Origin of the sequence: Streptomyces niveus, from assembly GCF_001723055.1 — a bacterium.
Lineage (GTDB): Bacteria > Actinomycetota > Actinomycetes > Streptomycetales > Streptomycetaceae > Streptomyces > Streptomyces niveus.
The window spans coordinates 1-22,373 of sequence record NZ_MDCR01000295.1 but is presented as its reverse complement, the minus strand read 5'-3'; the positions used below and the strand labels follow the sequence as shown (position 1 = coordinate 22,373).

Genomic DNA, 22,373 nt, shown 5'->3' with positions numbered 1-22,373 from the left:
ACGGCACGGTCCACACCCGCGCAGTAACCGCGGGGGGCGGCGAGCAGGACACGTTTGCCGGCGCGGCGCGTGACGTCTCCACTCGGGGTGGTGGCGGGCGGCGGGCTGGGCGTAGCAGTCATGCACACCATCGTAAGGCCGCCCAGAAGAGGCGGGAGATCACCTGTCGGGCCGAGACTGGGCCTACGTGATCGACGGAGGGACGCGATGGCCGACAGCGGTGCGGGCAGTGCGAGTGTTCCGGGTGCTACGGATCCCCTGAAGGGTGAGAGAGGCGAGCTGCGGCGGACTCTCGGGTTCCGCGATCTCGTCGTGTACGGGCTCCTCTTCATCGCGCCCATGGCACCCGTCGGCGTGTACGGCACCCTCGACGCCAAGTCGCACGGCGCCGTGGCGCTCGTCTACGTCTTCGCGACCGTCGCCATGGCGTTCACGGCCTTCAGTTACGCGCAGATGATCCGAGTCGCGCCGCAGGCCGGCTCGGTCTTCGCGTACGCGCGCAAGGGGCTGGGCGAGGGGCCGGGGTTCATCGCCGGGTGGATGGCGATGCTCGACTATCTGCTGATCCCGGCCGTCGCGTATCTCTTCGCCGGGATCGCGATGGAGGCGCTGGTGCCCTCCGTCGACCGGTGGATCTGGACCGGGATCGCCGTCGTGATCACCACGCTGCTCAACCTCTGGGGCGTACGGACCGCCGCGCGTGTCGGCTTCTTCGTCCTCGCGATGGAGATCGTGGTGCTGCTGGTGTTCCTGGTGTCGGCGATCGTGGTGCTCGTACAGAACGGGGCCACCCGCGACTGGCTGTCGCCCCTCACCGGCGATCTCAGCTTCTCCCTGACGGCGGTGCTGAGCGCGGTGTCGGTCGCGGTGCTGTCGTATCTGGGCTTCGACGCGATCGCCTCGTTCGCCGAGGAGGTGACGGGCGGCTCGCGGAAGGTGGCGCGGGCCGTCCTGTTCTGTCTGGCGCTCGCCGGTGTCCTGTTCGTGGCGCAGACGTATCTCGTCGCGCTCCTCGAACCGCTCAGCTCGGCGCAGCTGGCGGCCGACCCGGTCAAGCAGGGGTCGGCCTTCTACGACGCCGTGGACGCCTCCGTAGGAACGTGGCTGCACGACCTGGTCGCGGTGAGCAAGGCGATCGGCGCCGCGTTCGCCGCGCTGGCGGGCCAGGCGGCGGCCGGCCGGCTGCTCTTCGCGATGGGCCGGGAGCGGCGGCTGCCGCGGCTGCTGTCCCGTACGGACGGGGGGACGCCGCGCGTGGCGCTGCTGCTCGCGGCGGTGGTGACCCTGATCGCGGCCGTGTGGGCGGCCAGGCGGGACGACGGGCTCGACCATCTGGTGTCGGTGGTCGACATCGGGGCGCTGACGGCGTTCATCCTGCTGCACGCGTCGGTGGTCGGGTGGTTCGCGGTACGTCGCATGGAGGGCCCGCCGCGGATCATGGCGCATGTGGTGCTGCCGGTGATCGGCGCGGGGGTGCTGGTCGCGGTGATCGTGGAGGCGACGAGCACGTCGCAGGTGGTGGGCGCGATCTGGCTGGCGGTGGGTCTGGTGGTGCTCGCGGTGCAGTGGCGCCGCCGCGCGGGGGAGCCGAAGGCGTCCTAGGGCGTCCCGAGGTGGGGGGTGTTGTCGGAGGGGGCCGATACGCTCGGGCGTATGGCTCTCAACACGTCCGCGGAGACCCCGCTGCCCGTCGGGGAGGTGTCGCGGCTCATCGGTGGGTGGATCGACCGGCTCGGCGCGATCTGGGTCGAGGGGCAGATCACACAGCTGTCCCGCAGGCCCGGTGCCGGGGTCGTGTTCCTGACGTTGCGCGACCCGTCGTACGACATCTCCGTGAGCGTCACCTGTTACCGGCAGGTCTTCGACGCGATCGCCGACGTCGTGTCCGAGGGCGCGCGGGTCGTGGTGCACGCGAAGCCGGAGTGGTACGCGCCGAGGGGGCAGCTGTCGCTGCGGGCCACCGAGATAAAGCCGGTGGGTATCGGCGAACTGCTCGTCAGGCTGGAGCAGTTGAAGAAGTCCCTGGGCGCCGAAGGGCTGTTCGCCGCCGATCGCAAGCGGCCACTGCCGTTTCTGCCGCAGCTGATCGGGCTCGTCTGCGGCCGGGCTTCGGCGGCGGAGCGGGACGTGCTGGAGAACGCGCGGCGGCGCTGGCCCGCCGTCCGCTTCGAGGTGCGCAACACCGCCGTGCAGGGCGTCAACGCGGTGAGCCAGGTCGTCCAGGCGGTCAAGGAGCTGGACGACCTGCCGGAGGTCGACGTGATCGTCGTGGCGCGCGGCGGAGGCAGCGTGGAGGATCTGCTGCCGTTCTCGGACGAGCAGTTGGTACGGGCGGTGGCCGACTGCCGTACGCCCGTCGTCTCGGCGATCGGCCATGAGCCGGACTCCCCGCTGCTGGACCTCGTCGCCGACGTACGGGCGTCGACGCCCACGGACGCGGCCAAGCGGATCGTGCCGGACGTGGGTGAGGAGCTGGACCGGGTGCAGGCGCTGCGGGACCGGGCGCTGCGGACGGTGCAGGGGCTGCTGGACCGGGAGGAGCGCGGGCTCGCCCACGCGCTGGCCCGGCCGGTGATGGAGCGGCCCCAGCGCATGGTGGACGAGCGCGAGAGCGAGATCGACGCGCTGGTCGACCGCAGTCGGCGCGTGCTGCGGCATCTGCTGGACCGCGCGGACTCGGAGCTGTCGCACACCCGCGCGCGCGTGGTGTCGCTGTCGCCGGCGGCGACGCTGGAGCGGGGGTACGCCGTGTTGCAGCGCCCGGACGGGGCGGTCGTCCGCTCTCCGGGCGAGGTCTCGGCGGATCAGGAGCTGCGGGCCAGGGTGGCGGAGGGCGAGTTCACGGTGCGGGTCACCGAGTAGCCGCCGAAGGCGAAGGGGTTTCTTCCGTTTCTTCTGTTTCTTCAGATATTTCGTTGTCGCAGGTCGCAGACCGCGCAGAGGGTGGATGACATGGCCAAGCAGGACAGCGGGACAGCAACGGCCGCCGGCGCGGACGCGCCCGGCTACGAGCAGGCACGCGACGAGCTGATCGATGTCGTACGACGCCTGGAGACGGGCGGTACGACGCTGGAGGAGTCGCTGGCCCTGTGGGAGCGGGGCGAGGAGCTGGCCAAGGTCTGCCGCCGCTGGCTGGACGGCGCGCGCGCCCGCCTGGACGCCTCGCTGGCCGACCCGGCGCCGGCGCCGGACCCCGAGGCCTGACCCGGGCTCCGGGCTCCGGGCTCCGGGCTCCGGGCTCCGGGCTCCGGGCTCCGGGCCAGGCGTATGTCAACAGTGTGTGAAGCGAGTCACCAGCACCCCGGTTTTAGTTGAATCTTCACACACTGAGGCGTACGTTTGGGACGTCGTTTGATCGATCACTCGATCGGTCCGCCCGTCCCGGAAGGTCTCCCCCCATGTCTCTGGTTCTTGACCCCGCAGCTCAGGACCTCCTCTTCCGCGAGGCCCACACGGCCCGCACGTTCACCGACGAGCCGGTGACCGAGGAGCAGATCCGGGCGATCTACGACCTGGTGAAGTTCGGCCCGACGGCCTTCAACCAGACGCCGCTGCGGGTCGTGCTGGTCCGCTCCGCCGAGGCCCGCGAGCGCCTCGTCCAGCACATGAGCGACAGCAACAAGGACAAGACGTCCACCGCCCCGCTGGTCGCGATCCTCGCCGCGGACAACGAGTTCCACGAGGAACTCCCCCACCTCCTGCCGACGTTCCCCGCCGCCAAGGACGTGCTGTTCGCCGAGCGCCCGGTGCGCGAACGGGACGCGGGAATGAACGCCGCGCTCCAGGCCGCGTACTTCATCGTCGGCGTCCGCGCCGCCGGTCTGGCCGCGGGCCCGATGAGCGGCTTCGACCACGCCGGGGTCCAGAAGGAGTTCCTGGACGGCGACCACACGCCCCTGATGATCGTGAACATCGGCAAGCCCGGCGAGGACGCCTGGCGCCCGCGCGCCCCGCGCCTGGCCTTCGACGACGTCGTCACCACCGTCTGAGCGGGCCACGCGGAGAACGGCGCACGACGAGGCCGCCGCCCCCCGGAGGGGCGGCGGCCTCGTCACGTCTTCCGAGCCGTCGATACCGGTCAGGACGCGCCGGCCTCCAGCGCCTCCGCCATCTCGACCAGCCGCTCGTACGGCGCCGTCCCGGTCACGACCGTCGTCGCCCCGTCGGCGGTGCGCACCAGGGCGTCGTACTTCGGCCCCTCCCACCGCTGCCACGTCTCGCCGCCCACGCGCGCGCTCTTCCCGGTGTCCTTCGCGTCGTGCGTGACCTTGGCGATGTACTTCCCTGCCGGGCCCGTCGACTGCTCCACGGCCACGTACTCACGGTCGGGATCCAGGAATCCGAGATGCCAGGAGTTGCCGTCCTGCCGCGCGTACGACACCGACGTCGGCTTCCACGACTCCGGCAGACCCTGCGGCGCCAGCACCGGATACGGCGCGGCGCGCTGGGCCGTCGTCAACTCGACCCGGTAGTCGACCGCCTTGAGCGGATCCGCGTTCTCGTCGTGCGGGTTGGCGATGTAGATCACGCCGGCGACCGCGACGATGACTCCCATCGACAGGAACATGTCCCGCACCGTCTGTTTCCCTCGCATACCTGCCACCCCTCCATCGTCGCATCCGGGGTTCACGCTCATACGTGGGCCCCTCTGCTCATTTTGTCGACGTACCGATAGAGTCGCAGCACCCTCAATTTCCGGCCGTCGCCGTGCAGAAAGGTGCGTTCCGATGACCGAGCATCAACTCCCGTCACCGCTGGAGGTCTCTCCGGAGGCCCCCGACCGCAACCTCGCCCTTGAGCTCGTACGGGTCACCGAGGCCGCCGCCATGGCGGCCGGCCGCTGGGTCGGCCGCGGCGACAAGATCGGCGCGGACGGCGCCGCCGTGAACGCCATGCGCACGCTGGTCTCGACCGTCTCGATGAACGGCGTCGTCGTCATCGGCGAGGGCGAGAAGGACGAAGCCCCGATGCTGTTCAACGGCGAGCGCGTCGGCGACGGCACCGGCGCCGAGGTCGACATCGCCGTCGACCCGATCGACGGCACCACGCTCTGCGCCAAGGGCATGCCCAACGCCATCGCCGTGCTCGCGGCGGCCGACCGCGGCGCGATGTTCGACCCGTCGGCGGTCTTCTACATGGACAAGCTGGTGACCGGGCCCGAGGCGGCCGACTTCGTGGACATCAACGCACCCGTCTCGGTCAACATCCGCCGCGTCGCGAAGGCCAAGCGCTCGGCGCCCGAGGATGTGACCGTGGTCATCCTCGACCGCCCCCGCCACGAGGGCATCGTCAAGGAGATCCGCGAGACGGGCGCGCGGATCAAGTTCATCTCGGACGGCGACGTGGCCGGCTCGATCATGGCCGTACGCGAAGGCACCGGCGTCGACCTGCTGATGGGCATCGGCGGCACCCCCGAGGGCATCATCTCGGCATGCGCGATCAAGTGCCTGGGCGGCACCATCCAGGGCAAGCTGTGGCCGAAGGACGACGCCGAGCGGCAGCGGGCGCTGGACGCCGGGCACGACCTGGACCGGGTGCTGTCGACGGACGACCTGGTCAGCGGCGACAACGTGTTCTTCGTCGCGACGGGCATCACGGACGGCGAGTTGCTGCGCGGGGTGCGGTACCGCTCGGAGACCGCGACCACCCAGTCGATGGTGACGCGCTCCAAGTCCGGCACGATCCGGCAGATCGACTCGACGCACCGGCTGTCGAAGCTGCGCGCGTACAGCACGATCGACTTCGACCGCGCGAAGTAGCCACGGCGCGGCTGAAGAAGCGGCATCGCCGACGCGCGAAGCCGGGGCGCTCCTCATGTGCGGCAGGAGCGCCCCGGTCACAACCGGTCGAGTGGGACGGGCGGTCAGCCCGCCGCGGCGATCCGGCCCGTGGCCGACGCCGCGTTCCGCAGCTCCACCTCGCGGCGCCTGCGGCGCGCCAGGACCACCCGGCGCTCGGCGGCGGTCAGGCCGCCCCACACCCCGTACGGCTCCGGCTGGAGCAAGGCGTGCTCCCGGCAGTCGACAAGCACCGGGCAGCGCGCGCAGACCCGCTTCGCGGCCTCCTCACGGGCCAGCCTCGCGGCCGTCGGCTCCTTGGACGGGGCGAAGAACAACCCGGCTTCGTCGCGGCGGCACACGGCCTCTGAATGCCAGGGTCCGGCCTGATCCTCCCGAGCGGGACTCCGCTGAGTCGGTACGGCGGCGACCTGCAGAGGCTGATGCGGCAATGGCAGCACGGTCCACTCCTGACGACGGCTTCGCGAGCGAGAGACGATGCAGCAGTCCCTACCCGCTGTACGCACGCCTAAGCACTGAGTGGCACTGAGATGCGACCCGCGGAACGCCGTGCGGAGGCCGTGGAGAGCCACGAACACCGGGGCCTCAACCACGCGAAGGCCGCCCCGACCCCGCCCCGACCTCTCCCCGGACCGATCCCCAACTCGCCCCGGCCGCACGCCAACCGGAACCGGAAGCGGAAGGGATCACCGCCCGCAGACCGGGGTTCAGTGGCCCAGATGCTTGCGCAGCCGCCTGTTGAGGTCCGCGATGAATTTGCCGCGCTTCGGCTTGGCCTCGATGCTGCCGAAGACCGAGTAGCCGTTGACGACCACGACCGGGGCGTCCGGCTGGGTGCTCTCCAGCGTGGTGACCTCGAAGTTGCCGAAGATGCCGGTGCCGCCGCCGCGCAGCGAGATGTTCTCCGGGACGCGTACCTCGATGGAGCCGAAGATGGCGGTCGCGTTGATCACGGTCGTGCGCTGGCCGAAGATCGCCTCGGTCAGGTCGATCTCGATGCCGCCGAAGAGCGCGAAGGCGTTCGTACGGCGGCCGACGCGCCAACGGCCCTTGCGGGTCGAGCCGCTGAAGATCGCGACCAGCGTCTCGGCGGGCTCGGCCGCGTCGTCGGGGCCGTACGTGTGGGGCGAGGCGCCGGCGCGGTCACCGGTCGATGTCGCGGGCAAGTCCCTGACCAGCGGCTCCAGTTCACCCATGGTCTTGGCCCGGTAGACGGCGTCGATCCGCTCGGAGTGCTCCTCGGCATCCAGGCGACCGAGCGCGAGGGCTTCCCTGAGGATGTCGGCGATCCGGTCTCGGTCGGCGTCGGAGGCCCGGATACCGCCGGCGGGCTCCGCCGGCGCGACCGGCTTCTGGGAGTGCTTTTCGAGGTCCACCGCACCAGAGTAGCGAAACGCGATAGATCGCGACTAGGGCCTGCCGTTCGGATCAGGCCGGGCTTCGGCATGCCGCGGCACCACCCCGGCGCCGGAATCTCCGCCTCCTACTGAGTCTCACCTCACCCGGACCACCCGCCCGTCACGTCTTACGCTGAGAGGCGCGCTGCCCGACGAAGGTCAGCCGCCGTCTGCCGAGTGAGGAATGGCCGAAATGCCAGAGTTTGCGTACTCCGATCTGCTCCCGCTGGGAGAGGACACCACGCCGTACCGCCTGGTGACCGCCGACGGCGTCTCCACCTTCGAGGCCGACGGCCGTACGTTCCTCAAGGTCGCCCCCGAGGCGCTGCGCACGCTGGCCGCCGAGGCGATGCACGACATCTCGCACTATCTGCGCCCGGCCCACCTCGCCCAGCTGCGCAGGATCGTCGACGACCCGGACGCGTCGTCCAACGACAAGTTCGTGGCGCTCGACCTCCTCAAGAACGCCAACATCGCCGCCGCCGGTGTGCTCCCCATGTGCCAGGACACCGGTACGGCCATCGTGATGGGCAAGCGCGGACAGCACGTCCTTACGGAGGGCGGCGACGAGGCGGCCCTGTCGCACGGCATCTACGACGCGTACACCAAGCTCAACCTGCGCTATTCGCAGATGGCCCCGCTGACGATGTGGGAGGAGAAGAACACCGGCTCGAACCTGCCCGCACAGATCGAGCTGTACGCGACCGACGGCGGCGCGTACAAGTTCCTCTTCATGGCCAAGGGCGGCGGCTCGGCCAACAAGTCGTTCCTGTACCAGGAGACGAAGGCCGTCCTGAACGAGACCTCCATGATGAAGTTCCTGGAGGAGAAGATCCGTTCACTCGGGACGGCCGCCTGCCCCCCGTACCACCTGGCGATCGTCGTCGGCGGCACGTCCGCCGAGTTCGCGCTCAAGACCGCCAAGTACGCCTCCGCGCACTACCTCGACGTGCTGCCCGCCGAGGGCTCCCCCACGGGGCACGGCTTCCGTGACAAGGAGCTGGAGGAGAAGGTCTTCGAGCTGACGCAGAAGATCGGCATCGGCGCGCAGTTCGGCGGCAAGTACTTCTGTCACGACGTACGGGTCGTACGGCTCCCCCGGCACGGTGCCTCGCTGCCCGTCGCGATCGCCGTGTCCTGCTCGGCGGACCGCCAGGCGGTCGCGAAGATCACCGCCGAGGGTGTCTTCCTGGAGCAGCTGGAGACCGACCCGGCGCGCTTCCTGCCCGACACCACCGACGAGCAGCTGGAGCGCGGCGAGGAGAGCGACGCCGTACGGATCGACCTCGGCCGCCCGATGGACGACATCCTCGCCGAGCTGACCCGGCACCCCGTCAAGACCCGGCTCTCGCTGACCGGCACGCTCGTCGTGGCGCGCGACATCGCGCACGCCAAGATCAAGGAGCGGCTGGACGCGGGCGAGGAGATGCCGCAGTACCTGAAGGACCACCCGGTGTACTACGCGGGGCCCGCCAAGACGCCCGAGGGCTATGCCTCAGGGTCGTTCGGCCCGACGACGGCGGGGCGGATGGACAGCTACGTGGAGCAGTTCCAGGCCGCTGGCGGCTCCAAGGTCATGCTGGCGAAGGGCAATCGCTCGAAGCAGGTGACCGACGCGTGCGGCACGCACGGCGGCTTCTACCTCGGTTCGATCGGCGGCCCGGCGGCGCGGCTCGCGCAGGACTGCATCCGCAAGGTCGAGGTCCTGGAGTACGAGGAGCTGGGCATGGAGGCGGTCTGGAAGATCGAGGTCGAGGACTTCCCGGCGTTCATCGTCGTGGACGACAAGGGCAACGACTTCTTCACCGAGCCCGCGCCCGCGCCGACGTTCACCAGCATCCCGGTGCGCGGCCCCGGCCTCGCATGAACAGGCGGAAGCCCCCGGCGGACCTCAACGGCCCGCCGGGGGCTTCCGCGTCCGCGGGGTCAGACGAACCGCTGGTTCGCCGACCCGTCGCAGTTCTGGAGCCGCAGCGGGTCCTGCGCCGACGCCAGCGTCAGGCAGAGCGTGCCCGCCGACGCCGGGCGGATGGTGCCCGACTGGTTCACGAACTTCTGGTTCGCGCCCCCGTGGCAGTCCCAGAGGGTGAGCGCCGCGCCCGCCCGGTAGGTGCCGGACGGGACGTCGAGGCAGCGGTCGTGGCTCAGCTCGCTGTGCAGCGACCGCGCGCCGGCGCCCGTGGAGGTGTCGTACCACCAGCCCTGGTTACGGCCGTCGTGGCAGCCGTAACCGGTGACCTTGGAGCCGTTGCGGGTCTTGGCCGCGGTCACGTCGACGCAGGTACCTGTCCCCTCGTTCTTGAGTGGCCGAAAAGCGTCGTCCCAGCCGCCCGGCTGGAGGACGGGCCGCCCCGTGCTCGCGGGGTCGGCGCAACTCGCCTCGTCGAGCCCGGAGTCGTAGAGCTGGGTCAGGCACGAGGCGAACGCGACATGTCCGGCGGCGTTGGGGTGGAACGACTGCCGGAGCGAGTTCTCGCTCGGCGGGAAGGTGCCGAGGTCGATGAAGAGCCCCCGCGCCCAGTCGTCGTCCGTGCACACCTCATGGCCGTGGAAGAGCCGCGAGTTGTCCAGGTACACCGCGCCCGAGTTCGCCGCCGCCTTCCGTACGCCGCTCTGGAAGGCGGGGACGGCGCCGTTACGGGCCCAGGCGGCGTCCTCGTCGTAACCGGTGCAGCCGCCCGGGATCTTGCCCGGGAAGTTCGGGTTGTCGGCGTAGTCGGGGGTGAGCGGACCCGGGTAGCCCATCACCACGAGCTTGTAGTCGCCGTCGGCGTACCCCGCGCCGCGCATGACGCCCCGCAGGTCGCCCACGGTCGCCTCGATCTTGGGTACGAGTCCGTCGACCCGCGCCTGCCAGCCGGACTGGTACTTGTTGACGCACGGCCCCTGAAGGGTGAACCAGCGCAGCACGCAGTCGGTGATCACCGGGCCGAACTGAAGATCGTCGTTCGCGCCCGCCACCAGCACCACCATCTTGATCCTGGTGTTGCGCGCCTTGATGGCGAGGCTGTCGCTCTGGACGAGTTCGTCGGCGTACTGCGGCGTGCCGCCGACCCGCACGTTGACGGTCGAGGCGCCGGAGCAGGAGACGTTGTACGTGACGTCGGCGGCGATCCCGGTGCGGTGGATCGCCGCGTCGGGCGAACGGTGGCACCAGTTGTCGGGCCCGTTGGTCCCCGGCTCGTAGGTGCCGACGCCCTCGCCGGATATCTCGCTGTCGCCGAGCGAGATCAGCCCGCTCTTGCGCTGGTCGGGCGGGCGCTCGGCGGGGTCGCCGTAGAGGCGGGTGGCCTCGGCCGCGCGGATCTCCTCCAGGGCCGGCGGCAGCGGGGTGGACGCGCGGGCGGAGGCGGGCGCGCCGGTGGGGGCTGACGCCTGGGCCGTGGGGGTAAGTGCGACAAGTCCGCCGACGAGCGTCGCGGCTGCGGCGAGCGTGGCGACGGTACTTCGGAACGTGGGTCTCGTACGGTGCATGGCCTCCCCGATCTCAGTGTTACTCAGGGTTTTTACTGACGGGTAAGGGACTTGGGAACACTCCGAACCAGACAATTGCTCAACTTCTGTAGGAGGTACGACCACGATGACGAGTGACCCGAGCTACCGGACCGAGCACGACTCCATGGGCGAGATCCAGGTCCCGATCGACGCCAAGTGGCGCGCCCAGACCCAGCGGGCCGTCCAGAACTTCCCCATCTCGGGCCGGCCCATCGAACGCGCCCACATCGAGGCCCTGGCCCGTATCAAGGCCGCCGCAGCCACCGTCAACGCCGAACTGGGCGTGCTGGACCGGGACATCGCCGAGGCGGTACGGAGCGCGGCGACGGAGGTCGCCGAGGGCGGCTGGGACGAGCACTTCCCGGTGGACGTCTTCCAGACCGGTTCGGGCACCTCGTCCAACATGAACGCCAACGAGGTGATCGCGACGCTGGCCACCGAGCGGCTGGGCCGTGCCGTGCACCCGAATGACCACGTCAACGCCTCGCAGAGCTCCAACGACGTGTTCCCCTCCAGCATCCACATCGCGGCGACGGCCGCCGTCACCACCGATCTGATCCCGGCGCTCGACCACCTCGCCGTGTCGCTGGAGCGCAAGGAGGCGGAGTTCGCGGACGTCGTGAAGTCGGGGCGTACGCATCTGATGGACGCCACGCCCGTCACGCTGGGCCAGGAGTTCGGCGGTTACGCGGCGGCCGTCCGGTACGGGATCGAGCGGCTGGAATCGGCTCTCCCGCGCCTGGCCGAGCTGCCGCTCGGCGGTACGGCGGTGGGCACGGGCATCAACACCCCGCCCGGCTTCCCGGCCGCCGTGATCGCCGAGGTGGCCCGTACGACCGGGCTGCCGCTGACCGAGGCCAGGAACCACTTCGAGGCGCAGGGAGCGCGGGACGGGCTCGTGGAGACCTCGGGCCACCTCCGTACGGTCGCCGTCTCGCTCACGAAGATCTCCAACGACCTGCGCTGGATGGCGTCGGGCCCGCGCACCGGCCTGGCCGAGATCAATCTGCCTGACCTCCAGCCCGGCTCGTCGATCATGCCTGGCAAGGTCAACCCGGTGATCCCGGAGGCCGTCCTGATGGTGGCCGCCCAGGTGACCGGCAACGACGCGACCGTCGCCACGGCAGGAGCGGCGGGGAACTTCGAGCTGAACGTGATGCTGCCGGTGATCGCCAGGAACCTGCTGGAGTCCGTGCGGCTGCTCGCCAACGTCTCCCGGCTGCTGGCGGACCGTACCGTCGACGGCATCACGGCCAACGTGGAGCGCGCCCGCCGGTACGCGGAGTCGTCCCCCTCCGTCGTCACCCCGCTGAACAAGTACATCGGTTACGAGGAGGCGGCGAAGGTCGCCAAGAAGTCGCTCGCCGAGCAGCGCACCATCCGCGAGGTGGTGCTGGAGTCCGGCTATGTGGAGCGCGGCGATCTGACCGTGGAGCAGCTGGACGAGGCGCTGGACGTCCTGCGGATGACGCGTCCGTGACGCCGTCCCGGCGCACACCGCCCCGGCGGTGATCGGGACCGACAAGATCGAGCCGTCCGGGCGCACCTCACAGCGCCCGCGGGGACCCGGCTCTAAGATCTGCGCATGACAGGTGCGGACGGCATTCGACACTGGGACCGGGGCGAGCGGATTCTCTGGCGCTACCGGGACAACGACTCCGGGCATGTCCACATCTGCCGCCCGGTGACCGTCGTCCAGGACACCGACGAGCTGCTCGCCGTGTGGATGGCCCCGGGCACCGAGTGCGTCAAGCCGGTGCTCGCCGACGGCACCCCTGTGCACCACGAACCGCTCGCCACCCGCTACACGGCGCCGCGCACCACCGTACGGGCCCACTGGGAGGGCACCGGCGTGCTGAAGCTGGCGCGGCCCGACGAGCCGTGGTCGGTCTGGCTGTTCTGGGAGCAGGGCTGGGAGTTCCGCAGCTGGTACGTCAACCTGGAGGAGCCGCGGCTGCGCTGGGCGGGCGGCATCGACTCCGAGGACCACTTCCTCGACATCTCGGTCTACCCGGACCGCAGCTGGCTCTGGCGGGACGAGGACGAGTTCGCCGAGGCCCAGCGGGTCGGGCTGCTGGACGCCGGGCAGGCGCTGCGCGTCCGGGAGGCCGGGAAGGCGGCGGTCGAGATGATCAAGGCGTGGGGCACCCCGTTCGCGGACGGCTGGGAGAACTGGCGGCCCGATCCCGGGTGGCCGGTGCCGGAGCTGCCGGCGGGCTGGGACCGGGCGCCCGGACCGGCGAAGGTCCGGTCCAGATGACACGTAAGGGTGCGAGTGGTCCGACGTACCTGGTGATCACCGGGACGGGTTCGCCGACGTCGTGAGACCCTTGATGCGCCCCTGGGGTTCAAACGTAGGATCGTCCTCCGCGAGACCGCGCCCGGCCAACGCGCGGGCGGGGCACCGGAGCTGACCTAGAGTCATGTCGCTGGGTCGGCGAGGGGGACCATGGACCGCAAGGGACCATCGAGCCGCACCACGTACGACGCACGCGAGAACGACGCGCACGACGAACGAGCCGCAGACAGTCGCAGGACAGCCGTACAGCAGCCGCTGAACATCGACACGACGAGGGGGGTGGAGCCGTGCGGGACGTCTGCCGCCCCGGCGTTCGCACTCTCGGGGCCCTTGAAGGGTGTTTCCGGCGCAAGGTCCCGATGTCCGGCTGCGAAGGGCCCTGCGGCCACAGACCCGGGACACCCTGGACCAGGGTGGCAACGCCAGTCGAATCGGTTGTCTCGCACCACCGGCCCGGACGGACGGAATCCCACGCGTGACGGAGCATCCCACCTCCCATGAAGGCCGGCAGCCCGTGGCTGCCCGGTCCCAGGAACGCACCCGGCCACGGCAGGAGGCGTCCGCCGCCGCCGTACCGCCGCCGGTGCCCTCGGTACCCGCACCGGCGACCGCGCAGGCCACGGCGCCGTCGTCCGTGCCCCCGCAGGACCCGGTGGGCGCCGCGCGGCGCGAGGGCGACCGGCTGCGCTTCGTGGGGGCCGCGACCCGTCGAATCGCGCGGGGCATCGACCTGGACGAGATCGTGCTCGGTCTGTGCCGGGCGACCGTCCCCACGTTCTCCGACGCGATACTCGTCTATCTGCGCGACCCGCTGCCCGTCGGTGACGAGCGACCGGTCGCGCCCTTCGTACTGAGGCTGCGCCGTACCGACCGGCTGCGGCTGACCGACGAGGACGGCGAGAGCCTGGGCACGGCCGGCATCCAGCTGCCCGAGTCCGAGGCCGGCCGGGCGTCGCTCCTGGACCCGCAGGCCGATGTGATGCCCGCCGCGCAGCTGTGCGAGGTGGCGTCCGGAGGCGCGCTCTCCGAGGTCCTGCGCGGTGTCCGCCCGGTCTTCGGCGACTCGGCCGCCGCCCGCGCGGCGCTGCCGGAACTGCTCGGCGGCGAGATGGGGCTGCCCGGCGGCCGGCGCGCGATCCTGGCGCCGCTGCGCGGGCGACGGCGCGTCATCGGCGCGGCCGTCTTCCTGCGCAGGCCGGACCGTCCCGCCTTCGAGCCCAACGACCTGCTGGTGGCCGCGCAGCTCGCGACGCACACCGCGCTCGGCATCGACAAGGCGGTGCTGTACGGCCGCGAGGCGTACATCGCGGACGAGCTCCAGCGCACGATGCTCCCGGAGGGGCTGCCGCAGCCCACGGGTGTCCGGCTCGCCTCCCGCTATCTGCCCGCCGCGGAGACCGCGCGGGTGGGCGGCGACTGGTACGACGCGATCCCGCTGCCCGGCAGCCGCGTCGCCCTGGTCGTCGGAGACGTCATGGGTCACTCCATGACGTCGGCGGCGATCATGGGCCAGCTGCGGACGACCGCGCAGACGCTCGCCGGTCTCGACCTGCCGCCGCAGGAGGTCCTGCACCATCTCGACGAGCAGGCGCAGCGCCTGGGCACCGACCGGATGGCCACCTGCCTGTACGCGGTGTACGACCCGGTCTCGCACCGCATCACCATCGCCAACGCGGGTCATCCGCCGCCCATACTGCTGCATCTGGGCGGCCGGGCCGAGGTGCTGCGCGTGCCGCCCGGTGCCCCGATCGGCGTCGGCGGCGTGGACTTCGAGGCCGTCGAGCTGGACGCACCGGCCGGTGCCACGCTGCTCCTCTACACGGACGGGCTCGTGGAGTCACGGCTGCGTGACGTGTGGACGGGCATCGAGCAGCTGCGGGAGCGCCTCGCCGCGACGGCGCAGCTCACCGGCCCCGACCACTCGCCTCCTTTGGAGGCGCTGTGCGACGACGTGCTGGACGTGCTCGGGCCGGGTGACCGTGACGACGACATCGCGCTGCTGGCCGCCCGTTTCGACGGGATCGCGCCGAGCGACGTCGCGTACTGGTTCCTGGAGCCGGAGGACGCGGCGCCGGGACGGGCCAGGCGGCTCGCGCGGCGGGCGCTGTCGCGCTGGGGTCTGGAGGAGCTGAGCGATTCGGTCGAGCTGCTGATCAGCGAGGTCGTGACGAACGCGGTCCGGTACGCGGAGCGGCCCGTGACGCTGCGGCTGCTGCGGACCGATGTCCTGCGCTGCGAGGTCGGCGACGATTCGCCGCAGTTGCCGCGCCAGCGCCGGGCGCGCGACACGGACGAGGGCGGCCGGGGCCTGTTCCTGGTCAACCGGCTGGCCAGGCGGTGGGGCGCGACGCGGCTGTCCACCGGCAAGGTGGTCTGGTTCGAGATCTCGACGCGCCCGTAGGCCGGGGCGCCGGGCCGGGCGCCGGGAAACCGGCGCCGGGTCGTCACCGGGTCCGAGGGGTTGCGGGCCCGGTTCCCGGGCGCCGCACAAATGTTGCCGACAGTGTGTCGGCGGGTTTGACTGGGGCAGGCGGTCGATACGACCGCTGTTGTCCCGTGCGCCCGTTCCCGCCGCGGGATCCCCCTACCGACGGGAGGCCGCTCGTGAGCGAGTCGACGCCCAAGGCCCCGTACACGACCAACAACGCCGGTATCCCGGTGGAGAGCGACGAGAACTCGCTCTCCGTGGGTCCCGACGGTCCGATCCTGCTCCAGGACCACTACCTCATCGAGAAGATGGCCCAGTTCAACCGGGAGCGGGTCCCCGAGCGGGTGGTGCACGCCAAGGGCTCTGGCGCGTACGGCGTCTTCGAAGTGACGAACGACGTCAGCCAGTTCACCAAGGCCGACCTCTTCCAGCCGGGCAGACGCACCGAGATGCTGGCCCGCTTCTCGACGGTCGCCGGTGAGTTCGGCTCTCCCGACACCTGGCGCGACCCGCGCGGCTTCGCTCTGAAGTTCTATACGGAGCAGGGCAATTACGACCTGGTGGGCAACAACACGCCGGTCTTCTTCGTACGCGACACGATCAAGTTCCAGGACTTCATCCGCTCGCAGAAGCGCCACCCGGCCACCGGGCTGCGCAGCAACGACATGCAGTGGGACTTCTGGACCCTGTCGCCCGAGTCCGCGCACCAGGTGACCTGGCTGATGGGCGACCGGGGCATCCCGAAGTCGTTCCGCCACATGAACGGCTACGGCTCGCACACGTACATGTGGGTCAACGCGGGGGGTGAACGCTTCTGGGTGAAATACCACTTCAAGACCGACCAGGGCATCGACTACCTCAGCCAGGCGGACGCCGACGAGCTGGCCGGCTCCGACGCCGACCACCACCGCCGCGACCTGTACGAGTCGATCGAGTCGGGGAACGCGCCGACCTGGAGCCTCAAGGTGCAGATCATGCCCTTCGAGGACGCGGCCGACTACCGCTTCAACCCGTTCGACCTGACGAAGGTGTGGCCGCACGGCGACTACCCGCTGATCGACGTCGGCCGGATGACGCTCGACAAGAACCCGGACAACTTCTTCATCCACATCGAGCAGGCCGCCTTCGAGCCGTCGAACATGGTCCCCGGCATCGGCCCGTCGCCGGACAAGATGCTGCTCGGCCGGCTGTTCTCGTACCCGGACACCCACCGGTACCGGATCGGCCCCAACTACGCGCAGCTGCCGCCCAACCGGCCGCACTCGCCGGTGCACTCGTACGCCAAGGACGGCCCGATGCGGTACGTCGCGTCGAACGCGGCCATGCCGTACGCGCCGAACTCCTACGGCGGCCCCGCGGCCGACGTCCTGCGCTTCGGCGACCCGGCGGGCTGGGCGGCGGCGGGCGAGATGGTCCGCGAGGCGTACACGAAGCGGCGCGAGGACGACGACTGGGGCCAGGCGGGCACCCAGGTCCGCAAGGTGCTCGACGACGCGCAGCGCGACCGGCTGGTGTCGAACGTCTCCGGCCATCTGCTCCAGGGCGTGTCCCGGCCGGTCCTCGACCGGGCGCTCCAGTACTGGCGCAACATCGACAAGAACGTCGGCGACCGGATCGCCGGGAAGGTCAACGGGGGCTGAGCGCCCCCGCGCTCAGCCGGTGGTGAAGCCCGGTGGCCGCTGACCGCCGCCACCGGCCCCGCCGGCGCCGCCCGCGGAGCCCGTACCGCCGGTGTCGGTGCCTCCGTCGGCGCCGCCGATGTTCCCGCCGCCGCTGTCGGACCCGCCGTTGTTGCCGCCGCCGTTGTCCGAGCCGCCGGAGTTGTCGCCCGGCCCCGGCGGCGTGGTGGAGGGGTCGCCGGGCGGCGTGGTGGGATCGGACGGCGTCGGGTCGGTCTGCGGGTCGGACGGCTTCGGGTCCTCGGGCCGCTGCGTGCCGGGGTCCTTGGTCTCCGACGTGTCCGGGGACGGTGTGGTCGACGGCTTGGGCGGACGGTAGGTGTCCGGGGCGACATCGAGGTCGAACGAGGCGTCGGAGCCGCCGCCCAGCGCGCCGAGGGTGTAGTCGGCCCAGATCCTGGCGGGGAAGCCGCCACCGTTGGCACGGCCCGAGTTGGCCGTGCCGGTGAGGGTGACCTGGCCGCCGCCCTCGGCGGTGGACTCGCCGAACAGGGCGACCACCGTGGTCAGTTCGGGCGTGTAGCCGGCGAACCACGCCGACTTGTTGTTCTCCGACGTACCGGTCTTGCCAGCCGCCTCGTACGCGTCGGTGTTCGCCTCGTGCGCCGAGCCGTTCTTCACGACGCCGGTGAGGGCCGAGGTGACGGTGTCGGCGGACTCCCGGCTGATCGCCTGGTCGCCGATCCGCTCGGGCAGGTCCACCGCGCCGTCCTTGTGCTGCGCGGACTTCAGGATCGACGGCGTGACCTTCTCGCCGTGGTTGTCGAGCGTCGCGTACACGCCCGCCATGTCCCAGGTGGACGCCTGCATCGTGCCCAGCGTGATCGCGGGCCGCTCGGGGAAGTTCTTGTCCCGCATGCCGAGGTCGAGCGCGGTCTTCTTCACCTTGCCGGGACCGACGTCGACGACCATCTGTGCGAAGACCGCGTTGACGGAGTCGTTCGCCGCCTCCTGGACGGTGATGTCGCCGTAGTCGACGTCGTCCTCGTTCTGCGGCGCGAAGGGGGTGTCGCTGCCGACGACAGGGCGCTTGCTCGTGCCGTCGTAGACCGTCCTGAGGCCGATCGTGTCGCCGTCCTGCGTCTTCGACTCGTTCTCCAGCGCGGAGGCGAACACGATGGGCTTGAAGGTCGACGCGGGCTGGTAGTCGGTGCGCGTGGCGTTGTTGATCCAGTGCTCGGTGGCGCCGACACCGCCGTAGAGCGCGACCACCGCGCCGGTCTTCGGGTCCACGGAGGTGGCGCCCGCCTGCACGGTCGCGTCGACCTTGTTGTTCTTGCGGTCGAGCTTGGACTCCAGCTGCTTCTCGACCGAGTCGACGAGTTCCTTCTGCCGCTTCTTGTCGACGCTGAGCGTGATCGTCCAGCCGCCGGCGTCGATGTCCGCCTTGTCGACGCCCTGCCGCTCCAGCTCGCTGTTGGCGGCCTCGATGAGATAGCCGGCCTGGCCCTCGGCGCCGGGTGCGGGCTTGGGCTTCTGCGGTACGGGGAACTTCAGCCCCTGGCGCTCGGCGCCGTCCAGCCAGTTCTGCTCGACCATGTTGTCGAGGACGTAGTTCCAGCGCTCCGTGACGAGCTTCCTGCTCTTCTCCGTGGCCTGGGCCCAGTCGTACTGGTTGGGGGCCTGGAGCAGCGCGGAGAGGTACGCGCCCTGGGCGAGGGTCAGCTTGGTGGCGTCGACGCCGTAGTACGCCTGGGCCGCCGCCTGGATGCCGTACGCGCCCCGCCCGTAGTAACTGGTGTTGATGTAGCCGGCGAGGATGTCGCTCTTGGTCATCCGCTGGTCGACCTTGAGCGAGATGACCAGTTCCTTGAGCTTGCGCGTGACCGTCTGGTCCTGGTTCAGGTAGTAGTTCTTCACGTACTGCTGGGTGATGGTCGAGCCGCCCTGCTTGCCCTTGCCCGAGACGGTGTTCAGCAGGCCGCGGGCGGTGCCCTTGATGTCGACGCCGGAGTCCTTGTAGAAGGACTTGTTCTCGGCGGCGACGAAGGCCCGCTGGACGTTCTTGGGGACCTTCTCCAGGCCGACTATCTCCCGGTTGATCTCGCCGGTCCGCGCCAGGACCGTGCCGTCGCTGTACTTGTAGACGTTGCTCTGCATCTCGGCCTGCGCGTTGGCCGTCGGCACCGGGACCAGGAAATAGATCACGACGAACGCGCCCATGCCGAGCAGGCACAGCCCGAGGAACGTACCGAGCAGCTTCCTCAGCGTGAAGAAGCCGCGTATGCCACCGGCCTTGCCCTTCGCCCGGCGCGCTCCACGCTGCCGGGCCTGTCGCGCTTCCGCTCGGCCCATCGCTCTGTCGCTCCGCTCTCGGTTTCTCGGGTCTCGCCTCGCCGGGCCTCGTCCACTTGTCTCAGTTGCCGCAGTTGCCGGAATCAGCTCAGAAAGCTAACACCGTCCCCTGTGACAAAGAGCCTCGATCCGGTCGTATCCGACGTGACAATCAGCACCTGTCTCAGAGGAACCGACTCACGAGAGGCGCGCAGGGTTGCGAAGCACGTTAATGTGTAATCACAATGCTAGCTGCGCCGAACGGGCGCGGACGTAAGAGAAACGGGGCCCAGTCATGCCTACGACCAGCACTCCAGTGGTGGACGATCTGCCCGAGATGCCCCCGCCGCGGGTCCGGGAGTTCCAGGCGACCAGCATCGGCGGCGGCCTCGCGCTGCTGCTCGGGCTGGTCGGGCTGGCCGGCGGGATCGCCCTGATCGTCATCGGCGCCGCCCTCTCCTCGACCGGCGCGAAGGCCGCGCTGAACGTGATCGGGATCCTGCTCGCGATCGCCGCGTTCTTCGCGATGTGCGGGCTGAACATGGTGGCGCCCGGCGAGGCCCGCGTCGTACAGCTCTTCGGGCGCTACCGGGGCACGATCCGCGTCGACGGTCTGCGCTGGGTGAACCCGCTGACCTCACGCGCGAAGATCTCGACCCGGGTGCGGAACCACGAGACCGCCGTCCTCAAGGTCAACGACGCCTACGGCAACCCGATCGAGCTGGCGGCAGTCGTCGTCTGGCGGGTTGAGGACACCGCGCAGGCGCTCTTCGAGGTGGACGACTTCCTGGAGTTCGTCTCCACCCAGACCGAGGCCGCCGTCCGGCACATCGCGATCGAGTACCCGTACGACGCCCACGACGAGGACGGCCTGTCGCTGCGCGGCAACGCCGAGGAGATCACCGAGAAGCTCGCCGTCGAGCTGCACGCCCGGGTCGAGGCGGCCGGTGTGCACATCATCGAGTCACGCTTCACCCACCTCGCGTACGCTCCTGAGATCGCCTCGGCGATGCTCCAGCGCCAGCAGGCGGGCGCGGTCGTGGCGGCGCGCCGGCTGATCGTGGACGGCGCGGTCGGGATGGTCGAGGCGGCCCTCACCCGGCTTCAGGAGCAGGACATCGTCGAGCTGGACTCCGAGCGGAAAGCGGCCATGGTCAGCAATCTTCTGGTCGTGCTCTGCGGTGACCGGGCCGCGCAGCCGGTCGTGAACACGGGCACGCTCTACCAGTGACGGAACGGAAGCAGGTTCTCCTGCGCCTGGACCCGGCGGTGTACGACGCCCTGGCACGATGGGCGTCGGACGAGCTGCGCAGCGCCAACGCGCAGATCGAGTTCCTGCTCCGCCGGGCCCTGGCGGAAGGGGGCCGGCTCCCGGGCAACGCGAGGCCGATCCCGCGCAGGGGCAGGCCGCCCAAGGCCCGGCAGTCCGCGAAGCCGCCGGAGAAGCCGCACGGGAGCCCGCCGGAACGGCCCGGGGACGCACCGCCCGGAGACGCACCGCCCGGGGACACACCGCCCGACGACCACGCACCGTAGCCCTGTCCGAGGAGAGCCCGATGTCACTCGACGCGCTGAAGGCCGCAGTTCCCGACTACGCCAGGGACCTGCGCCGCAATCTCGACGCGGTCGTCGAGCACGGCGGGCTCTCCCAGCAGCGCCTGTGGGGAACGGTGCTGGCCTGCTCGATCGCCGCGCGCTCGGCGCACGTGCTGCGCGAGCTGGCTCCCGAGGCCCGGGCCCGGCTCTCCCCCGACGCGTACACGACGGCCAAGTCGGCCGCCGCCGTGATGGCGGTCAACAACGTTTTCCACCGGACCCGGCATCTGCTGTCCGACCCCGCGTACGGGGAACTGCGCACGGGTCTGCGGATGACGGCTCTCGGTCATCCGGGGGTCAGCAGGGCCGACTTCGAGTTCTGGTCGTTCGCGGTATCCGCGATCAACGCCTGCGGTCTCTGCCTCGACGCGCACGAACGCGCGCTGAGGAGGCTGGAGGTGGACCGGGAGACGATCCAGGAGGGCATCAAGATCGCGGCCGTGATCCAGGCCGTGGGGACGACGCTCGACGCCGAGGCCGTCATGGCGGCCGGGCTCGGCGACTCCTGAGGCCCGGCGCCCCGGTCAGTCCTTCTCCTTGAGCCGGTCCATCAGCGCCAGCATGTCCTCGGCCATGGCCGGTTCCAGCCCGCCCAGATGCAGGACCTCCTGCTGGTCGACGTCGAAGGACGGGTCCAGCGGGTCCGTGTCGTCGTAGTCCACGACCTGGCCGACGGAGAGCGAGAGCACCGCCTGCCCGTCGAGGACCTCCAGCGCCGGGTTCTCCTCGCCCGACCGGGTCACCAGATAGGCGCGCTCCCCCACGCCGGGAACGAGCTTCAGCGTCACCCCCGACCCCTGCTCGGCCGGGTGGACGAGGGACGCGTCGAACTGCGGCCCGGGATCGGTCTTCTTGTGCAGCGTGTACGTGATCTCGGCGTACGCCCGCACGGTCGGCCCCTGGTGCTTCTTGGCGCCCGGCGGCAGCTTCGGCGCGAGGTTGACCGTGCACACGGCCTGGTCGAGCGCCTTGTCCTCGCCCGTCGCCGCGAACGGGTCCCGCTTCTCGCCGATGGCGGCCCTCAGCGCCAGGAGGTCGGCGTCCAGACAGAGATTGCGGCTGACCCGGTACCCCTGGAGGTCCGGTCCTCCTCTGCTGTACGCCCACAGGCCGCCCGCCCACACGGCCGAGGTCACCAGCACACCGGTCAGTCCCCACACCCACGGGCGCTGCCGCAGCGGCACGCCCCGGATCAGGGGACGGCCGTCGGTGCCCATCGTCTCCGGCTCGTGCTCCGGTCCGGCCGTACCCGCTTCCGCGGTCCCGGAGCGCTCTCCGTCCCTCGGCCCCGGCACCGGTGCGGAGATCTCGCCTTCGAGTTCCGGTTCGGAGATCATTCCTTGCCGTTCCCGGGCTCGGCCGGTTCCGACGCACCGCCGGCCGAGCCCGGGAACGGCAAGGAATGAT

At 70.6% G+C, this 22,373-nt stretch carries 19 protein-coding genes and 1 pseudogene; 13 read left to right on the top strand and 7 right to left on the bottom strand.

Annotated elements, in window-relative coordinates:
- Positions 1-122, bottom strand: a pseudogene (locus BHU15_RS41640) (4-hydroxy-3-methylbut-2-enyl diphosphate reductase); the annotation flags it as partial.
- Between the two features lie 85 nt (positions 123-207).
- Here BHU15_RS41640 and BHU15_RS29045 point away from each other — a divergent pair.
- The 4 genes from BHU15_RS29045 to BHU15_RS29030 all read left to right on the top strand — a co-directional run bounded on the left by BHU15_RS29045 (position 208) and on the right by BHU15_RS29030 (position 3,989).
- Complete coding sequence (locus tag BHU15_RS29045) at positions 208-1,602, top strand: APC family permease (RefSeq protein ID WP_069629888.1); 1,395 nt, start codon at positions 208-210, stop codon at positions 1,600-1,602.
- 51 nt (positions 1,603-1,653) lie between these two features.
- Positions 1,654-2,862: an exodeoxyribonuclease VII large subunit gene (gene xseA / locus BHU15_RS29040; RefSeq protein WP_069629887.1), complete on the top strand. Its 1,209-nt coding sequence runs from the start codon at positions 1,654-1,656 to the stop codon at positions 2,860-2,862.
- Positions 2,863-2,952: 90 nt separating this feature from the next.
- On the top strand, positions 2,953-3,204 hold the full coding sequence (locus BHU15_RS29035; RefSeq protein WP_069629886.1) for an exodeoxyribonuclease VII small subunit: 252 nt from the start codon (positions 2,953-2,955) through the stop codon (positions 3,202-3,204).
- 194 nt (positions 3,205-3,398) lie between these two features.
- Positions 3,399-3,989, top strand: a complete 591-nt coding sequence (locus BHU15_RS29030) for a malonic semialdehyde reductase (RefSeq protein ID WP_069629885.1) — start codon at positions 3,399-3,401, stop codon at positions 3,987-3,989.
- An 89-nt stretch (positions 3,990-4,078) separates the two neighbouring features.
- Here the strand turns inward: BHU15_RS29030 and BHU15_RS29025 are convergent, their stop codons facing one another.
- On the bottom strand, positions 4,079-4,603 hold the full coding sequence (locus BHU15_RS29025) for a DUF4245 domain-containing protein (protein ID WP_069629884.1): 525 nt from the start codon (positions 4,601-4,603) through the stop codon (positions 4,079-4,081).
- Between the two features lie 124 nt (positions 4,604-4,727).
- Between BHU15_RS29025 and glpX the strand changes: the two genes are divergently transcribed.
- Positions 4,728-5,759, top strand: a complete 1,032-nt coding sequence (gene glpX, locus BHU15_RS29020) for a class II fructose-bisphosphatase (RefSeq protein WP_069629883.1) — start codon at positions 4,728-4,730, stop codon at positions 5,757-5,759.
- Positions 5,760-5,863: 104 nt separating this feature from the next.
- Here glpX and BHU15_RS29015 read toward each other — a convergent pair whose 3' ends face one another.
- Together BHU15_RS29015 and BHU15_RS29010 are read right to left on the bottom strand one after the other, a co-directional pair.
- On the bottom strand, positions 5,864-6,238 hold the full coding sequence (locus BHU15_RS29015; RefSeq protein ID WP_031229762.1) for a WhiB family transcriptional regulator: 375 nt from the start codon (positions 6,236-6,238) through the stop codon (positions 5,864-5,866).
- Between the two features lie 267 nt (positions 6,239-6,505).
- Positions 6,506-7,174, bottom strand: coding sequence for a DUF1707 SHOCT-like domain-containing protein (locus BHU15_RS29010; RefSeq protein ID WP_069629882.1), 669 nt, complete (start codon positions 7,172-7,174; stop codon positions 6,506-6,508).
- Between the two features lie 205 nt (positions 7,175-7,379).
- Between BHU15_RS29010 and BHU15_RS29005 the strand changes: the two genes are divergently transcribed.
- Positions 7,380-9,062, top strand: a complete 1,683-nt coding sequence (locus BHU15_RS29005; protein WP_069629881.1) for a fumarate hydratase — start codon at positions 7,380-7,382, stop codon at positions 9,060-9,062.
- A 59-nt stretch (positions 9,063-9,121) separates the two neighbouring features.
- Here the strand turns inward: BHU15_RS29005 and BHU15_RS29000 are convergent, their stop codons facing one another.
- On the bottom strand, positions 9,122-10,669 hold the full coding sequence (locus tag BHU15_RS29000) for a ricin-type beta-trefoil lectin domain protein (protein WP_069629880.1): 1,548 nt from the start codon (positions 10,667-10,669) through the stop codon (positions 9,122-9,124).
- A gap of 106 nt (positions 10,670-10,775) precedes the next feature.
- Between BHU15_RS29000 and BHU15_RS28995 the strand changes: the two genes are divergently transcribed.
- From BHU15_RS28995 to BHU15_RS28980, 4 genes are all read left to right on the top strand, one after another.
- Positions 10,776-12,170, top strand: coding sequence for a class II fumarate hydratase (locus BHU15_RS28995; protein ID WP_069629879.1), 1,395 nt, complete (start codon positions 10,776-10,778; stop codon positions 12,168-12,170).
- A 105-nt stretch (positions 12,171-12,275) separates the two neighbouring features.
- The gene (gene fomD / locus BHU15_RS28990; protein WP_069629878.1) at positions 12,276-12,950 is read left to right on the top strand and encodes a cytidylyl-2-hydroxypropylphosphonate hydrolase; all 675 of its coding nucleotides are present in this window, start codon (positions 12,276-12,278) and stop codon (positions 12,948-12,950) included.
- A gap of 514 nt (positions 12,951-13,464) precedes the next feature.
- Positions 13,465-15,390 carry a SpoIIE family protein phosphatase gene (locus BHU15_RS28985; RefSeq protein WP_031229763.1) on the top strand — a complete coding sequence of 642 codons (1,926 nt, stop codon included), beginning with the start codon at positions 13,465-13,467 and terminating at the stop codon, positions 15,388-15,390.
- A 203-nt stretch (positions 15,391-15,593) separates the two neighbouring features.
- Positions 15,594-17,057 carry a catalase gene (locus tag BHU15_RS28980; protein ID WP_069629877.1) on the top strand — a complete coding sequence of 488 codons (1,464 nt, stop codon included), beginning with the start codon at positions 15,594-15,596 and terminating at the stop codon, positions 17,055-17,057.
- 12 nt (positions 17,058-17,069) lie between these two features.
- On the opposite strand, the gene BHU15_RS28975 is transcribed toward BHU15_RS28980, so the two are convergent.
- Positions 17,070-19,391 (bottom strand): transglycosylase domain-containing protein, encoded by a 2,322-nt coding sequence (locus BHU15_RS28975; protein ID WP_079128445.1) that lies wholly within the window; start codon positions 19,389-19,391, stop codon positions 17,070-17,072.
- 274 nt (positions 19,392-19,665) lie between these two features.
- On the opposite strand from BHU15_RS28975, the gene BHU15_RS28970 reads away from it, so the two are divergent.
- Genes BHU15_RS28970 through ahpD form a run of 3 tightly spaced genes read left to right on the top strand, consistent with a single transcriptional unit; the run spans position 19,666 to position 21,475 of the window.
- Positions 19,666-20,601: an SPFH domain-containing protein gene (locus tag BHU15_RS28970; RefSeq protein ID WP_069629876.1), complete on the top strand. Its 936-nt coding sequence runs from the start codon at positions 19,666-19,668 to the stop codon at positions 20,599-20,601.
- The gene (locus BHU15_RS28965; RefSeq protein WP_069629875.1) at positions 20,598-20,906 is read left to right on the top strand and encodes a type II toxin-antitoxin system antitoxin; all 309 of its coding nucleotides are present in this window, start codon (positions 20,598-20,600) and stop codon (positions 20,904-20,906) included. The genes BHU15_RS28970 and BHU15_RS28965 overlap by 4 nt, the downstream gene beginning before the upstream one ends.
- Positions 20,907-20,926: 20 nt before the next feature.
- Entirely contained in the window at positions 20,927-21,475 is a 549-nt protein-coding gene (ahpD, locus tag BHU15_RS28960; RefSeq protein WP_069629874.1) for an alkylhydroperoxidase, AhpD family, read from the top strand.
- Positions 21,476-21,490: 15 nt separating this feature from the next.
- On the opposite strand, the gene BHU15_RS28955 is transcribed toward ahpD, so the two are convergent.
- The gene (locus BHU15_RS28955; RefSeq protein ID WP_069629873.1) at positions 21,491-22,303 is read right to left on the bottom strand and encodes a hypothetical protein; all 813 of its coding nucleotides are present in this window, start codon (positions 22,301-22,303) and stop codon (positions 21,491-21,493) included.
- Positions 22,304-22,373 lie beyond the last annotated feature (70 nt).

Excerpts from the sequence above, each read along its gene's own strand:
- BHU15_RS29045 (WP_069629888.1), top strand. The coding sequence starts at position 208 with ATGGCCGACAGCGGTGCGGGCAGTGCGAGTGTTCCGGGTGCTACGGAT.
- xseA (WP_069629887.1), top strand. The coding sequence starts at position 1,654 with ATGGCTCTCAACACGTCCGCGGAGACCCCGCTGCCCGTCGGGGAGGTG.
- BHU15_RS29035 (WP_069629886.1), top strand. The coding sequence starts at position 2,953 with ATGGCCAAGCAGGACAGCGGGACAGCAACGGCCGCCGGCGCGGACGCG.
- BHU15_RS29030 (WP_069629885.1), top strand. The coding sequence starts at position 3,399 with ATGTCTCTGGTTCTTGACCCCGCAGCTCAGGACCTCCTCTTCCGCGAG.
- glpX (WP_069629883.1), top strand. The coding sequence starts at position 4,728 with ATGACCGAGCATCAACTCCCGTCACCGCTGGAGGTCTCTCCGGAGGCC.
- BHU15_RS29005 (WP_069629881.1), top strand. The coding sequence starts at position 7,380 with ATGGCCGAAATGCCAGAGTTTGCGTACTCCGATCTGCTCCCGCTGGGA.
- BHU15_RS29000 (WP_069629880.1), bottom strand. The coding sequence starts at position 10,669 with ATGCACCGTACGAGACCCACGTTCCGAAGTACCGTCGCCACGCTCGCC.
- BHU15_RS28995 (WP_069629879.1), top strand. The coding sequence starts at position 10,776 with ATGACGAGTGACCCGAGCTACCGGACCGAGCACGACTCCATGGGCGAG.
- fomD (WP_069629878.1), top strand. The coding sequence starts at position 12,276 with ATGACAGGTGCGGACGGCATTCGACACTGGGACCGGGGCGAGCGGATT.
- BHU15_RS28975 (WP_079128445.1), bottom strand. The coding sequence starts at position 19,391 with ATGGGCCGAGCGGAAGCGCGACAGGCCCGGCAGCGTGGAGCGCGCCGG.
- BHU15_RS28970 (WP_069629876.1), top strand. The coding sequence starts at position 19,666 with ATGCCTACGACCAGCACTCCAGTGGTGGACGATCTGCCCGAGATGCCC.
- ahpD (WP_069629874.1), top strand. The coding sequence starts at position 20,927 with ATGTCACTCGACGCGCTGAAGGCCGCAGTTCCCGACTACGCCAGGGAC.
- BHU15_RS28955 (WP_069629873.1), bottom strand. The coding sequence starts at position 22,303 with ATGATCTCCGAACCGGAACTCGAAGGCGAGATCTCCGCACCGGTGCCG.